Here is a 14,252-nt window from a genome sequence, read left to right on the forward strand (position 1 = left end):
CTGGCCACTGGCCAGGTTACTGAGATTGTTCGGACAGCGCGGTAATCACCGCCTGCGCCACTGCCTCGCTGGACTGCGGATTCTGCCCCGTCACCAGCTTTCCATCGCTAACCGCGTGAGAGACAAACTTGTCGGCCAGATTCAGAGTGGCGCCCAGCTCTTCCAGACGGCTGGCCAGCAGGAACGGCATCACGTCATCCAGCCCGACTTCACGCTCTTCTTCATTGGTAAAGCAGCTCACCGTGCGGTTCTGCACCAGCGGGGTACCGTCTTCATTGCGCAGCCCTACCAGCGCTGCAGGACCATGACAGACCGCCGCCAGCAGCCCACCCCGGTTCCAGGTCCGTTCCATGACCGCCGCCACCAGAGGATTATCCGGCATGTCGAACATGGCACCATGGCCACCCGGGACAAACACACCGGTAAAAGCGTCCTCCCAGACCGATTCCAGCGCTTTGGTATCCTGTAACGCCGCAATGGCATCGGCCCAGGCGTCTTTCTGGGCATCATCCGGGATGGAATTGGGATCCACCGGGATCTTGCCGCCTCGGGGACTCGCCACCACCAGCGGAATGCCCTGCTCACGAAACGCCAGATACGGCACGGCAAACTCTTCCAGCCACAGACCGGTCTGCTGACCCTGCCCCATTTGCGAAGCACTGGTCACCAGCATCAACAAGGGATTGTCCAGATTCATCATTTCCTCCCGTACAACAGATGATTAAGCGGGATATCGCCTGTGCATCAGAACAAAAGGCATGGCAACATGCAGTCAAGAGTCGCAACAGGCGACAAAGAAAGGTTGTGGCACAAACTCACCACATGCAAGTTTTGTCTGCATGGTGCGTGATGCGTGCAGCGGGGAACTCCATGGACTGGCAACAGCTATTGAACAAGACTCGCCTTGGCGGCCGTGATGCCAAGGACGAAAGCGGCCGCACCGCCTTCCTGCGCGATCATGACAAGATCATCTTTTCCGGTGCCTTCCGGCGGCTGGCCCGCAAGACCCAGGTGCATCCACTGGCCACCAACGATCATGTCCACAACCGCCTTACTCACTCCCTGGAAGTGTCCTGTGTGGGACGCACCCTGGGCATCCGTGCCGGCGAGCGGCTGCAGTCAAAACACCTGCTGCCTGACAGCGTCAATCCCACCGACTTCGGCGACATCGTTCAGTCTGCCTGCCTCGCCCATGACATCGGCAACCCGCCCTTCGGCCATACTGGCGAACGGGCCATCCGTGCCTGGTTTCAGGAACGCGGCCAGCACTTTCTCGACATGCTGTCAGCGGAGCAACAGAGTGACCTGACGTTTTTCGAAGGCAATGCCCAGGGCTTTCGTATTCTCACCAAGAGCGAATACCACCAGTACGACGATGGCATGCGCCTCACCTACGCCACCCTGGCCACTTTCCTGAAATATCCGTGGCTGTCCGCCGACGCAGGCGCCGCCAGCAGCAAGCCGGGAAAGTACAGTGCCTTTGTCTCCGAAGCGACCGCCTTCCGCGAAGTCGCCACCGCCAGCGGCCTGATAGAGCATTCCCCCGGGCGTTTCTGTCGCCATCCACTGGCTTACCTGATGGAGGCGGCCGATGACTTCTGCTATGCCATCATCGATCTGGAAGACGGCCTGGAAATGGACCTGCTGCACTGGGATGAAGTCTATGCGCTGTTACAACCGGCACTGCCCGACACCAAAGAAGTGAGCGAGCTGATTCATTCCGACCTGCGCGATGGCCGCAAGGCCGCACTGCTGCGCGGCAAGATTATCGAACGTTTTATCGAGGCCGGGGTGGAAGCCTTTGTGGCCAATCATGAGCGGCTGCTGCAAGGCCGCATGGAAGGGGATCTGATCAGTCACTGCGAACCGGCAGTACGCGATGTGGTAGAAAACGCCAAGCAACTGGCGCGCTCGAAAGTGTTCGAGCATCCGCGCAAGATCGAGCTGGAAATCGGTGCCTTTGAAGTGATGGGCGCGCTGCTGGACGGGCTCATCGAAGCGGCCGTGTCCCACGCTCGCAACAACGCCAAAAACTATCGCCACGAACGCATCATCGACTTGATTGGCCGACACAGCTTCCCGGAAAACCTGGAACAGTTACCGGAACAGGAACGAATCTATCAATGCATCATGCGCGCGCTGGATTTTCTCGCCGGCATGACTGACAACTACGCCACCTATCTGGCCAAACAGTTTTCTGGAATGGCCGAGACACGGTATTAAGGAGCCTCTGAATAACGCCTTGCGTACTCAGGTAGCCTTACCGGTTTTGCGTGCCGCGTGTTGCGTGATGCAGCCGCAGAGCGGCAAAAAAAAGGCCGGCTAAGCCGGCCTTTTCATTCTTACTGTTTGATCAGGAAAACGAGGTTGGTGAAGTCATAAATCGGCTCACCTTCCGTTGTCACGGTATCCCGACCATTGAACACCAGCAGTTTCGGTCCGGCCTTGTGCAGCACCACCGTATCATCGGGACCCAGGGTCAGGGTGACCGTGGAACCATCATCACTCCAGGTGCCGCTCAATCCATCAGCCGGGGCCGAAATGTTGAATTGCGGATCGAAAGCAAAACGGCAGCCAAATGCTCCGTCATCACAAACACCTTGAAGATTGTCCACCAGTGAGGAGCGGTTTTCATTGATAGTCCCGGAGAAGCCACCTTGTGCATCCAGAGTGAACGAGCCGGTAGACTTGTAGGTGGAGATCTCGGAATAGCCTTCGGGCTGCGTCGTACCGCTGTTGGCAGCCAACTCCACGGCCATCTCGATGAAAGTGTAGGTACCGGCAACAGTTCCATCACCCACGACCGCTTCCAGCGCATCCAGTCGCTGGGAGTTGTCATTGATTGCCGCGATCAGAGCAGCAAAATTACCGTTCACCTCACTGGCCACAGCAGGAGAATCCGCCGTAAAAACGGTGGTATCGGTACCTTCAACCACTTCGGAAGCCATGGCAGCAGAGCTCATCATCACTGCGGTGAGGCCAGTCAGAATTACTTTTTTCATGTCTCTTACCCTCTATAGGTTTTGTGCTTAACCAATGGCCTCACTGCCAGTTGGCTTGATCCCAGTTGAAATTGTTCCAGACTGCTGCTGCCGGACCGACCGCTTCTTCCACGAAGCTGACGCTGATATCGCAGTCCGCGGTTACCGGCCCGGTGGTGTAGGTATCACCATCCAAGGTTCCGCCACAGCCAGTGATGGTGTTGACCACGAAGCCCGTATCCGGCGTGACCAGGAAATCGGTGATGCCGCCATGGGCAACGGTTGCCTCATTCGGCCCGATCATGCCGTTGGCGCCATCGACGGTGGCCGTCACGGTGTAGGACTTGATCTCAAAGGTCGCCGTTACTGAGCATTCCGCGGTGATGATACCCGTCGTGTAGGTGCTGCCATCCAGGCTTCCGCTGCAGCCGGTCACCCCTGTCAGCAGATAGCCCTCATCCGCAGTCACAGTGAATACCTGGGTCTGGCCGTGATCCACCAGGGGATTGGCGGGGTCAAAGCTGCCGTTATCGGCAATGGTAGTGACCTGATACTGGATCGGTTCGAACTCCACCGACACGGTACAGGCACCTGTAATGGCCGCCGTAGTGAAAGTGGTGCCATCCAGGCTTCCGCCACACCCGGCGGCAGAGGCGATCTGGTTGCCCTCATTCGCAGTCAGAGTGAAGGCCTGGATGCTGCCGTGCTCCGCCACCACACTGGTCGGGGAAACCATGCCCGCACCGGTGACAGAGGTATCCACGGTATAGCTCAGCAGACTGAAGCTGGCTTCCACCGTACAGGCGCTGGTGACGGGCCCGGCGGTGTACTCGTTCGGGTTGCCCGTTGCCGCCACTTCACAGGTATCACCGGCGACGGAATCCAGCTGATAGCCAAAGTCAGGCGTTACCGTGAAGGTGAAGTTCTGGCCGTGATTGACCGAATCGGCCACCGGCGCAAAGCTGCCCTGCCCGGCCACCACACTGGTCTCAACCAGATACTGCTTGATGGCATAGCTCGGGGTGATGGTACAGGCTTCGGTAATCGGTCCTGTTGTGTAGGTTGTGCCTTGCAAGGCTCCGCCACAGCCATCAATCGTGACCAGCTCCCAGCCCGTATCTACTACCACCTCGAAGGGCGCAGTGGCACCGTGATCGACCTGTGCAGATTCCGGGGTGATCTGGCCACCTGTCACGTTGGCCGCGGTGACGGTGTAGGTGTTGATGTCGAAAGACACCGACAGCTCACAGGTGGCAGTCAGCGCATCCGTGGTGAAGGTCGAGCCGTTCAGGGTACCGGCACACCCGGTCACATTACCGATGCTGTATCCGGTATCCGGAGTGATGTCGAAATTGGCACTGGCTCCGGACAACAGCGACACGGTAGTTGGCGATACGCTGCCGTTATTGCCGGCAATAGCGGTGACCGTGAAACCGGTAAACTCATTGAGTTCCGGTTCGCTCGACGCGAAGTCGTTGATGGCAGTCACCAGATCATCGCCACTGGTCGCCGGCAGGGTATCCTCCACACCGATGGGGATCGGGTTGCCATCTTTCTGGCCATCGACCACGCCGTCACTGGCGTCTTCAATCAACGCGATCACGGTGTCGAAGGGGTCCGCAGTCTCAAGCAGCGTATTCGCCTGGGTGGACAGCCCCCCCAGCACCGCGGCGTACTGCTTGGCCGCCGGATCATCACCGGTGGTGCTCGGCACCGTGGTCAGTGGATCAAATGTCACACCCAGCACATCATCCAGCACCCCTTCACCGGCATCGATGCCTTCTTCGATGGACGCACCAGGATTGGTCGCCAGATGATCGCGAGTAGTACGCACCAGCAATTCGCTGAGAGGCGTAACCGCTGACGTCGTCGCCCCCGAGGGCAGGAAGGAATTGAGACTGCCCGCATTGACCGTACTGCCGGTGGCTTCGTCGGTATAGGTACCGCCGGTGGACTCGATCAACAATGGGCGAGGAATGGAATCCGGGATCTGCACGGACCAGGAACCATCTGCTGCCGTCAGAATGGGCCCCGCCACGGCATCACCGGTTTTGTTCCCGGCGGCATCCATTTGATAAAGAAAAAGTTGGGCGCCCGCCACGGGACCCTTGGTTACCGCGCCATCCACGGTGCTTTTGGGAGCGGGCTTGGGCGCCACCGCCCCACTACTGCCGCCACCACCGCCACAGCCCGCAATGGCTACCGCCACCGCCAGACTGGCGATTCTGAACGTTGCTTTCATTTGTGAAGTCTCCGATCACCCCGTTTTGGGCTACTGCTAGTTAAGCTATAAAGACTCCATGCATGTCGCATCACCCATTTGGGGTATCACGTGTTGGTGCAATGTAACTGGATCAGATTCAGGCTTTGTATGAAGCCTGCAGAGAACAAGATCAAAATCACAGCCTTGAAGATGGCAAGACGAACGTCACGAAATGACTGACCGGCGCCGGGTGAAACCGCAACCAGCAGGAAGGAAAGGAAAGCAAAGGAAAGAGAGGAAGCCGGGCACAGGCCCGGCATTGAAACCGGTTAAAGAGAGTCGAGCACCTTGCTGAACAACGTCGCAAACTGCTCCGGCTGTTCCATTTGCGGGAAATGCCAGGTGCCCGGCTGATGCCACTCGGTCACATGGTCAGCACAGCGCGCCTTCGCCAGATCTCCCACCAGGTCACCATTGATGGCATGGATGGGGCAGGTAATTTCCTCGAAGGCCGCATCCGGCGACCAGCGCAGCAGATCCGACCACAGCGGCAACATGCACTCGCTGGGTGCCGACGCCATATCCTTGCCCAATGCGGCCTTCTGGTCGGCGGGCAGATCCGGGCCCGCGTTGTTGGCCACCAGATTGTCGATGGCAGAGGGGAAGTCCTCGTAGAAACCGCTCTCGATGCCTTTGGCGGACTCTTCGTCCAGATCCCCGTAGGGAATGACAAAGGTATCTACCAGCACCACGCCCTTCACCACCTTGCGCCGGGCCAGCTCCAGCGCCACGGCACCGCCCATGGAGTGCCCCACCACAACAGGGTTCTCCAGCTCCTTGAGCGCCTCTGCCAGACAGTCTGCCATTGCAGCCACCGTCCAGGCAGCAGGGCTGACCGCGCGGGCCTCGCCATGTCCGGGCAGGTCCACCGCCAGCAGGGTGACACCTTCAGGCGGGTTAGCAAGCAGTGCCTGCCAATGTCTGCGCTGGCAGGTCCAGCCGTGTATAAGCACGACAGGCTGCTCACCATCGCCTTGCTGCGTCACAGGCAGGTGCTGTCCATCTGCCAGAGCCCACTGAATTTCCGCCATGTCATCCCACCCTTTTGTCCAAGTACACCAACAACATCATCTTCACACTGCCATCGGCAAAATGTGAATTGCTTCAAATTTCATCCGTAACCCGGTACCTTAAGAGTCACTTAGGGGAACGACAAGATCATCATGGCATCTTCTGCACTTGAGGGATTGCGGGGGAAGGCGCACGAGTCTCTGCTCGATACACTATACGATGCGCCGTGTAATCCTGACGCCTGGCCCAGGTTTCTCGATCAGCTGATCGAGGCGACCGGCTCCCGCTCGGCCCGCATGCTGGTCATGGATCGCGCCGCACAGACGGTCAAATCCAGCATCAAGCAGAATATTGATGACGCCGATCATCAGGCCTATGTATCCCACTTTGTGAATACCTGCCCCTGGCGGCCGGAGCTGAAAGATAAGGCACCGGGCCAGCTGTATTCCACCTACCTGGATTTTTCCTGCCCCCAGGAGCGGTTCTATCAGACCGAGTTCTATAACGACTGGGCCTCACTGCAGGATATTCACCACGGTGTCTGCGGCACCGTCTGGCAGGATGATCATCAGACTGTTCAACTGCTGATTCAGCGTACCCGTGGCCAGGGCCATTACCAGCGTGAAGAAACCGACCGCATCAATGAACTGGTGATGCATGTGCGCCGTGCCCTGCGACTGCAAACCCAGGTCAGCGCTCTGGACCATACCCGCATGGCGCTGGAGCAGACCCTGGAAATCCAGGCCCAGCCGTTTGCGCTACTGGATCGTCACGGCAGAATTGCCCATGTTTCCCAAGAGGCTAAAGCTCTGCTGAGTGAACTGTCGCAGGTCAGCCTCGCCAACCAGCAGCTCAGTTTCCTGGATCCCCGCCTGCAATCCGGCCTGTTGAAGTTGCTGAAGGAAGTGACACGTCCTTCCAGCGATCCCGGCTTCGGTTCCGGCGGCGTCATCCTGCTACCGATCTCTGCCCGCGAAGGTATCCGCTGTCTGGTCAGTCCGCTGCATGGCAACCCGCTGGCGCAGCAATTCACGGATAACCGCCAACCGCTGGCCATCATCTATTTCCAGGATCCCCGCGCCGAGGTCTACATTGATCTGGAGTGCCTGATGCAGCTCTACGGCCTGTCCGAAGCCGAGTCACGGGTGGCGGCCGGCATCAGCCGGGGGCTGGGCCCGCAGCAGGTGGCAGATACCTATCAGCTGTCCGTGCATACCGTGCGCACCCAACTGAAAAGCATTTTCTACAAGACCCGCACCACCCGGCAGAGCGAACTGGCCAAGGAAATCCTCACTTCACCGGCCGTTCGCCACTGGCGGAGCCCGGATCTGAAGCTGTCCCGCTCCGCATAGCCTGCCGGGCGACCTCCATAAACTTGTCGAACTGGTAATAGAAGCGCCAGCGTTCACGGGTCAGCGCCTCAAGCGGATACCAGCCAATAGCGGACACCTCTGCCACGGCGGAACGTGGCAGCGGCACCGCCCGAGACGTATCCAGCATCTGTGAAGGATGACAGCGGTAAAGGTGGAAGCCATTGGTCATGACCGCCAGCCGCTCCCCGACAATGACCGCCACCCCGGTTTCCTCCGCCGTCTCCCGCCAGGCCGTACACTGCGCCAGCTCGCCCTCCTCCAGCGTCCCGCCCGGCACCCCCAGCTTGCCGCCCCAGCGATGGGTCAACAGCAGCACCTTGTCATCCTGAATGATCAGGCACCCGGCATTGGCGCGACGGTCGTCTTCCTCGCCGGGCACGCGCGGGCAGTCCGCCAGAGCGTGGGTGGACAGCAGGAGTAGCGTTGCGACGAGGAGGCGTTTGCTGGTCATGTTGGTAGCCTGACGCTTCGAGATGAAACTGTCATGGCATTTTCCTGGCGGTTTTGGGGTTTGATCCAGCGCTCTGGGAGAGTGAACAGTTAACAGTGAATAGTGAACAGCGAAACCCACACCCGGTTTTCAAACGCCGGCACTCGCACATACTTCTGGTGCGCGGCCCAAGATCTTCGAGAAAAACCCATGCGCGAACACGCAACTGTTCACTGTTAACTATTCACTGTTAACTGCCCCTCCAACTCCCGGCATCCAGGCGCCAGGGTAAGCCCCCAGGTCAAACAACTGAAAGTCTGGCGGCAACAACGTCTTCCCTACAAACCGTGCCCGGCGCAGGTAATGTGATTGCTGTAACCCTGTTTCAGGGTGCCGTAGACGAAGACAAGCATGTAGATCAGTGAACAGTTAACGGTGAATAGTGAATAGCGGAGAACACACCGTATTTTCCGGCGCCGGCACTCGCACATACACATGGTGCGCGGCCCACGATCTTCGAGAAAAACCCATGCGCGACCGCGCAACTGTTCACTGTTAACTATTCACTGTTAACTGATTAGTGGCAGCCTGTGTTCCATGGTCGCCGAGATCACGTCGTCCGGGACGATGATTTCTGTGGCCAGAGGCAGGTGATCGGAGAGCTTGCAGTCTTCCAGTACGCGGGTGTGCTGGCTGGTCAGCCCGGGAGACAGCAGGATGTGGTCGATGTGACGATCCGGTGCCCAGCTGGGGTAGGTGTTGAGGTTATCGGCCATCACCGTGCCCAGGCCCAGCTCTGAGAGCGGAGAGGCATCCAGATGTTCCAGCCGGCAGTTGAAATCCCCCATCATCACCACGTACTTGTACTCACGCAGTAACCGGTAAAGATAGGCCAGCTGGGTATTGCGGATCTTTTCACCCAGGGCGAGATGCGCCACCACCACCACCAGCGGCTGGATCGGGTGACCGTACTTGATCACGATGGCGCCGCGGCCGGGCAGGCCAGGCAAGCGGTGATCGGTGACTTCATAGGGATGCAGCCGGCTGAGAAAGCCGTTGCTGAACTGGCCAAGGCGGCCCAGGTTGCGATTGAGTTGCTGGTGCCAGAAGGCGAAATCGCCCAGTGAGGCCAGTCGCACCAGCTGGTTCATGTTGCGCGAGCGCAAACTGCCGCCGTCCACCTCCTGCAGACCGACCACATCGAAATGACTGATCACTTCGGCAATCTGTTCGATATTTTCGACGCTGCGGGGGTGGGCAACCAGATGCTTCCAGCTGCCGGTAATGTAATCCCCGAATTTCTGCGACCCGATGCCGGCCTGAATATTGAAGCTGAGCAGCTTCAGGGTATTTTCCGGCAACACCACTTCACGGGTCTGGCGGGTTTTTCTCACCCCTTCCCGGGCAAAGGAAAAGCCCGCAGGGCGGGCCTTCCAGTCACGATAAGCGGTACGGGCTTTATCGAGCAGCATGCGTCAGCCGCCGTTCTTTTCCTTGTTGGCGAGATATTCGATCACCTCGAACAATTCCTGGTTGCTCTTCAGGTTGGAACGCAGGATCAGGTACTTGCCGTTCACCACGAAGTTGGGCACACCCGGAATCTTGTAGTCGCGACTCAGGGCATCCGCCTGACGGATCTTGGTGGACACACCGAAGGAGCTGTACAGCTTGGTGAACTGCTCCGGCTCCACACCGTACTTGCGGAAGAAGTTGGTCAACGCCGGCTCACTGAACAGCGGCTCGCGGTGCTTGTGGATGGCATCAAACAGCGGCGCGTGGATTTCGTCCACCTTGCCCAGGGCTTCCTCTACATAATAGGCACGGGCCAGCGGCTCGGCATTACGCAGGAACAGTACCGGAGTGCGCACATAATCAATGTGTTCCGGCTTGTCTTTCAGCCAGTTGTCCACTGCCGGCTCAAGGGAATAACAGTGCGGACAGCCGTAGGAAAAGAATTCCCGGACTTCCACCTTGCTGGGGTCGTCTACGGTGCCTTGCACATCCAGAATCTTGTAATGGGTGTCCAGCGCAAAACGGGCGTGTTGTTCTTCAGCGCAGGCCGTGGTGGCCAGTCCCAGGGTCAGCAGCAAGGCCGTAAAGATGCGAAGCATGGAATCCTCTCCTTTTTGTTGGTGTCCACCAGGTGAGACAGCCAGTCAGGCGTTTTTCTCCCTGGGGCCCGTATCTTTTCATGATACCAATAAAAAAGGCAGCCTGAAGGCTGCCTTTTCTACAAACCGTAACCGATCAGACTTATTTGGACAGCCCGGAAATGAAGCTGGCCACCGCCTTGATCTGGGTATCGCTCATTTCGGCAGCAATGGTCTGCATCATGCCCGGCTCATCAGGGGAACCATCATTGGTACGCTTGATGATGTTGTCGCCCAGGTCGTTACGACCGGCAGCGCGGAACGCCTTCAGCTGATCTTCCACATATTGGGCGTTCTGGCCCGCCAGATGCGGATACACGGCAGCATCGATGCCCTGACCGGCAGGACCGTGACAACCGGAACAGGACGGTACGTTGTTGGCCATGTCGCCACCGCGGTAGAGACGCTCGCCCTGGGCTACCAGATCCGGGTTGGCCTGACCGGCTTCAACTGTCTGCTTGGCGTAGTAGGCAGCGATGTCCTGCATGTCCTGCTCGCTCATGTTGGCCACCTGGCCCGCCATGATGGCGTTGGCACGGGCGCCGGACTTGAAGTCCTGCAGCTGCTTGACCAGATACTCTTCACCCTGGCCCGCCAGTTTCGGGTAGGTGGGAATGGAGGCATTGCCGCCCTGACCGTGACAAGCCGCACAGGGAGCAGCCTTGGCTTCACCAGCTTCTGCATCACCGGCAGCCAGCGCAGGGGTGGCGACGGCGGCAGCCGCCATCAGCACGAACAGTTTTACAAACTTCATGACCTATCCTTTGTACAGCGTCTTATTTGCTATTTGCCATGTACTCGATCAGAGCACGGTATTCGTCGTCGCTACAGTCGTTGCACATGCCTTTCGGCGGCATGGCATTAAATCCTTCCCGGACATGCTTCACCATGGTGTCCATGCCTTTGGCCATACGAGGCTTCCAGGCCGCTTCATCGTGGGATTTTGGCGCACCGGCAGCACCGTTGGAATGACAGAAAGTACAACTCGCGTTGTAACGTTCCTCAACTGTTGCTGCGTGGGCGGCAGAGCCCATCACCAAAGCCAATGCAATACCTGCAACCATACCCTTCATAAGCGCTACCTCTGCTAAGCTGGCGTCACCGCTGGCGAAGTCGTTTGCCTTTCGTGGCAAACCCTTGTAGAACGTCCGCGGTCCCCCAGTGGGACCGGCGGCCGCGATTATATACCAGACTAACCCGCGCCGTCATATTCCATGTGAATAGTAAGGTTACAGAGGCTCTCCGACATGGCTCAGCACCCCGTGGAAACCCTGCTGCATCAGGCCAGCTTCCTGCAAAGCGCCCAGCGGCTGGACCAGTGCCCCCCGGATGAGGGCCTCGAAGTGGCCTTTGCCGGCCGCTCCAATGCTGGCAAATCCAGCGCTATCAACCGGCTCACCAGCCAGCGTACTCTGGCGCGCACCTCCAAGACCCCGGGCCGCACCCAGCTGATCAACTTCTTCGAGCTGGATGAACAACGCCGCCTGGTGGACCTGCCCGGCTATGGCTACGCCAAGGTTGCCAAGACCAAGCGTAACGAGTGGCAGCAGCACCTGGATCACTATCTGGCCGAACGCCAGGCCCTGATCGGGCTGGTGCTGATGATGGACATCCGCCACCCGCTCAAGGAATTCGACCTGCTGATGCTGGAATGGTCGGCCCAGGCCAACATGCCCCTGCACATCCTCATGACCAAGGCCGACAAGCTGAAATTCGGCGCTGCCAAAAGCACCCTGCTCAAGGTCAAGGGCCAGCTCAAGAACCACCCCGCCCCCCTCAGCCTGCAACTGTTCTCCGCCACCAACGGCACCGGCTGCGAAGAGGCCTGGAACAAACTGGGCGAATGGTTCCAGGTGGACGGGTTCGGGGCAGAGATGCCCGAAGGGCCTGATGCCTGATGCCTGATGCCTGATGCCTGATGCCTGATGCCTGATGCAAAAAGGCCCGCCCAGTTACCCGGGCGGGCCTTTTTGCGTCGGTAGACACTACCGGCCTGCAAGGCCTTGGCGTGTTGCTTGTTGCGTGAAGCGTGCTGCTTCTCTCTGTGGGAGCTTGCCTGCAGGCGATCCGAGCCTGGGCGAGGTAAGGATTCCAGAAGCGAGTGACGAGTACCGAGTTTCGAAAATCAAAAAACAACAACCAGGCACGAGATTTGGGGGTTTTGCCTTTCGAAACTCGCCTCTCGTAACTCGAAACTAATTACCTCGCTGTCGCTCGGATCGCTTGCAGGCAAGCTCCCACAGCAGGTTCTAGCCAAGTCGGGGGAGGGTTGGGGTTTTCGCGTCAGACATCCGGCATCAAGCGTCCGGCGTTTCATCCAGGCAAAAAAAATCCCTGGCAGCAACCTTGGGGGAAGGGAACGACTGTGCTGCCAGGGAGGCTTGCCGCCCCGGCTCTTTGGGGGAAGAGGCCCGGGGCTATATCACGACGAACCGGTGAGGGTACTGGGGGATCGGGGGGTCCGGCCCGTCGCTGTAGATAAGATGCCCTCTTTCCGGGAAAGTTCCATCCCCCCCAAAGTATTTTTTTACGTTTTTTTGCTAACGTGCCGATCTACGTCACAAAACTGGCGCGAAATGGCACTCATGCTCCCTGTTCGAGCAGGGTAACAGTGCGTATTCACTAACCAGACGGCCTAGCTTATTGATTAGAAAGCAGTTAGTTCAGACAGGGAAAAATGGCACAAGGCTTGCTTAAATAATCGCCAGAGTGATGATCTGGTGAAAAACCGGACGCTCTCGCCACTAGCCTTTTGCTTGCTGACCCTGTCAGCAGGCAAAAAAAATCCCTGGCAGCAATCTTGGGGGAAGGGAACGACTGTGCTGCCAGGGAGGCTTGCCGCCCTAATCTCGGGGGAAGAGATCAGGGAGTCCAAATAAGCTACGAACCGGCTGAGGGTACTGGGGGATCGGGGGATGCCAATCCGTAGCTACTTCTTATGACCGCAGCGTTTTTCCAGAAGTTCCAGCCATTCGTACATTTTACAATTCTCTTCGCAACACGCCTCACGCTGCACGCAACAACGCGCCAACCGCCCTGCCGGACTGTCACCTCAACGCCGCGATTCTGGTGATCAAAAGATAGCTTTACCACACAGATCACCGAGCTCACTGAGTACCCCCCCCTGTTGCACACTGTCGTAGGAGCCAGCCTGCTGGCGATTGAGCCTCGACCGATGATCCATCGCTTGCAGGCAAGCTCCCACAGCGGCTTGATTCCAGGTGCAGTCTTTGCAGGAACGTAGCGCAGCGGAGTAACGCGCGAAGCGCAGAGCGAAGGGTGAGTGCAGCGAATAAGCCAACTTGCAGGCCGAACCCCAGGGGGGCGAGTCACGAGAAGCGAGTTTCGAAAGGCGAAACCCCAAATCTGGTGCCCGCCCCAGGTTTTTTGATCTTCGAAACTCGGTACTCGAAACCCGCTTCTGGAATCCTTACCTCGCCTAGGCTCGGATCGCCTGCAGGCAGGCTCCTACAGCGGCCCTGCAGAAAGGCCGTGGGAGCGGTGGTTCCACCGCGAAAGCCTGGCCTTTACGGTCGCCATCGCGGTCGAACGACCACTCCCACACCGCAACACCCACCGCGTGTTGCATGAAGCGTGATGCGTGCCGCGTCACTGCTTCCAAGGCTCGCCGCGGGTTTCCTTCATGCGTTTCAGGTCGCGATGCATGGCGGCCTTGGCCAGCATGTGCGCCGATACCGGGGCAGTGATGAACAGGAACAGGGTGATCAGCACCTCATGCAGCTGCAGCGCATGTTCCTGCCAGGAGAAGTAGATCAGCGAGCCAAGAATCGCCCCGCCCACGCCCAGGGTGGTGGCCTTGGTGGGACCATGCAGGCGGGTATAGAAATCCGGCAGCCGCGCCAGCCCGATGGAGCCCACCAGCGCAAACACCCCGCCAATAATCACAAAAATGGACACCGCCCATTCAATCAGAGAATCCATAAACACCTCGCTTGCAGGCAACACGCATCACGCAACAACGCGGCCACCGCCTGCCAATCCATCCGACCCATCACTCGCGCCGACACCGCACAGCGGCCCAGC

General features: G+C 58.6%; 13 protein-coding genes. 3 read left to right on the plus strand and 10 right to left on the minus strand.

From position 1 onward, the window contains the following. Positions 1–16: 16 nt before the first annotated feature. On the minus strand, positions 17–697 hold the full coding sequence (locus MWU49_RS11400) for a type 1 glutamine amidotransferase domain-containing protein (protein ID WP_246972270.1): 681 nt from the start codon (positions 695–697) through the stop codon (positions 17–19). 173 nt (positions 698–870) lie between these two features. On the opposite strand from MWU49_RS11400, the gene MWU49_RS11405 reads away from it, so the two are divergent. After that, a complete protein-coding gene (locus tag MWU49_RS11405; RefSeq protein WP_246972921.1) occupies positions 871–2,223 on the plus strand; it encodes a deoxyguanosinetriphosphate triphosphohydrolase in 1,353 nt (450 codons plus the stop codon). A gap of 119 nt (positions 2,224–2,342) precedes the next feature. Here the strand turns inward: MWU49_RS11405 and MWU49_RS11410 are convergent, their stop codons facing one another. The 3 genes from MWU49_RS11410 to MWU49_RS11420 all read right to left on the minus strand — a co-directional run bounded on the left by MWU49_RS11410 (position 2,343) and on the right by MWU49_RS11420 (position 6,275). Then, positions 2,343–3,002 carry a hypothetical protein gene (locus tag MWU49_RS11410; RefSeq protein ID WP_246972272.1) on the minus strand — a complete coding sequence of 220 codons (660 nt, stop codon included), beginning with the start codon at positions 3,000–3,002 and terminating at the stop codon, positions 2,343–2,345. A gap of 40 nt (positions 3,003–3,042) precedes the next feature. After that, a complete protein-coding gene (locus MWU49_RS11415) occupies positions 3,043–5,223 on the minus strand; it encodes a hypothetical protein (RefSeq protein WP_246972274.1) in 2,181 nt (726 codons plus the stop codon). Between the two features lie 290 nt (positions 5,224–5,513). Continuing rightward, a complete protein-coding gene (locus MWU49_RS11420; RefSeq protein WP_246972277.1) occupies positions 5,514–6,275 on the minus strand; it encodes an alpha/beta hydrolase in 762 nt (253 codons plus the stop codon). 132 nt (positions 6,276–6,407) lie between these two features. On the opposite strand from MWU49_RS11420, the gene MWU49_RS11425 reads away from it, so the two are divergent. Continuing rightward, a complete protein-coding gene (locus tag MWU49_RS11425; protein WP_246972280.1) occupies positions 6,408–7,607 on the plus strand; it encodes a helix-turn-helix transcriptional regulator in 1,200 nt (399 codons plus the stop codon). Here MWU49_RS11425 and MWU49_RS11430 read toward each other — a convergent pair. From MWU49_RS11430 to MWU49_RS11450, 5 genes are all read right to left on the minus strand, one after another. Continuing rightward, on the minus strand, positions 7,546–8,079 hold the full coding sequence (locus MWU49_RS11430; protein WP_246972283.1) for an NUDIX hydrolase: 534 nt from the start codon (positions 8,077–8,079) through the stop codon (positions 7,546–7,548). The two genes, MWU49_RS11425 and MWU49_RS11430, sit on opposite strands and share 62 nt — an antisense overlap. Positions 8,080–8,627: 548 nt before the next feature. After that, positions 8,628–9,530, minus strand: coding sequence for an endonuclease/exonuclease/phosphatase family protein (locus MWU49_RS11435; protein ID WP_246972285.1), 903 nt, complete (start codon positions 9,528–9,530; stop codon positions 8,628–8,630). 3 nt (positions 9,531–9,533) lie between these two features. Next, complete coding sequence (locus MWU49_RS11440; protein WP_246972288.1) at positions 9,534–10,169, minus strand: thiol:disulfide interchange protein DsbA/DsbL; 636 nt, start codon at positions 10,167–10,169, stop codon at positions 9,534–9,536. Between the two features lie 142 nt (positions 10,170–10,311). Further along, complete coding sequence (locus MWU49_RS11445) at positions 10,312–10,962, minus strand: cytochrome c4 (RefSeq protein WP_246972292.1); 651 nt, start codon at positions 10,960–10,962, stop codon at positions 10,312–10,314. A 22-nt stretch (positions 10,963–10,984) separates the two neighbouring features. Further along, positions 10,985–11,281, minus strand: coding sequence for a c-type cytochrome (locus tag MWU49_RS11450; protein WP_246972295.1), 297 nt, complete (start codon positions 11,279–11,281; stop codon positions 10,985–10,987). Between the two features lie 174 nt (positions 11,282–11,455). On the opposite strand from MWU49_RS11450, the gene yihA reads away from it, so the two are divergent. Continuing rightward, positions 11,456–12,106 (plus strand): ribosome biogenesis GTP-binding protein YihA/YsxC, encoded by a 651-nt coding sequence (gene yihA / locus MWU49_RS11455; protein WP_246972307.1) that lies wholly within the window; start codon positions 11,456–11,458, stop codon positions 12,104–12,106. A 1,711-nt stretch (positions 12,107–13,817) separates the two neighbouring features. On the opposite strand, the gene MWU49_RS11460 is transcribed toward yihA, so the two are convergent. Further along, positions 13,818–14,150, minus strand: a complete 333-nt coding sequence (locus MWU49_RS11460; RefSeq protein WP_246972309.1) for a Na+/H+ antiporter subunit G — start codon at positions 14,148–14,150, stop codon at positions 13,818–13,820. Positions 14,151–14,252 lie beyond the last annotated feature (102 nt).

The sequence above is a fragment of the Alcanivorax sp. S6407 genome (assembly GCF_023016115.1).
Lineage (GTDB): Bacteria > Pseudomonadota > Gammaproteobacteria > Pseudomonadales > Alcanivoracaceae > Alcanivorax.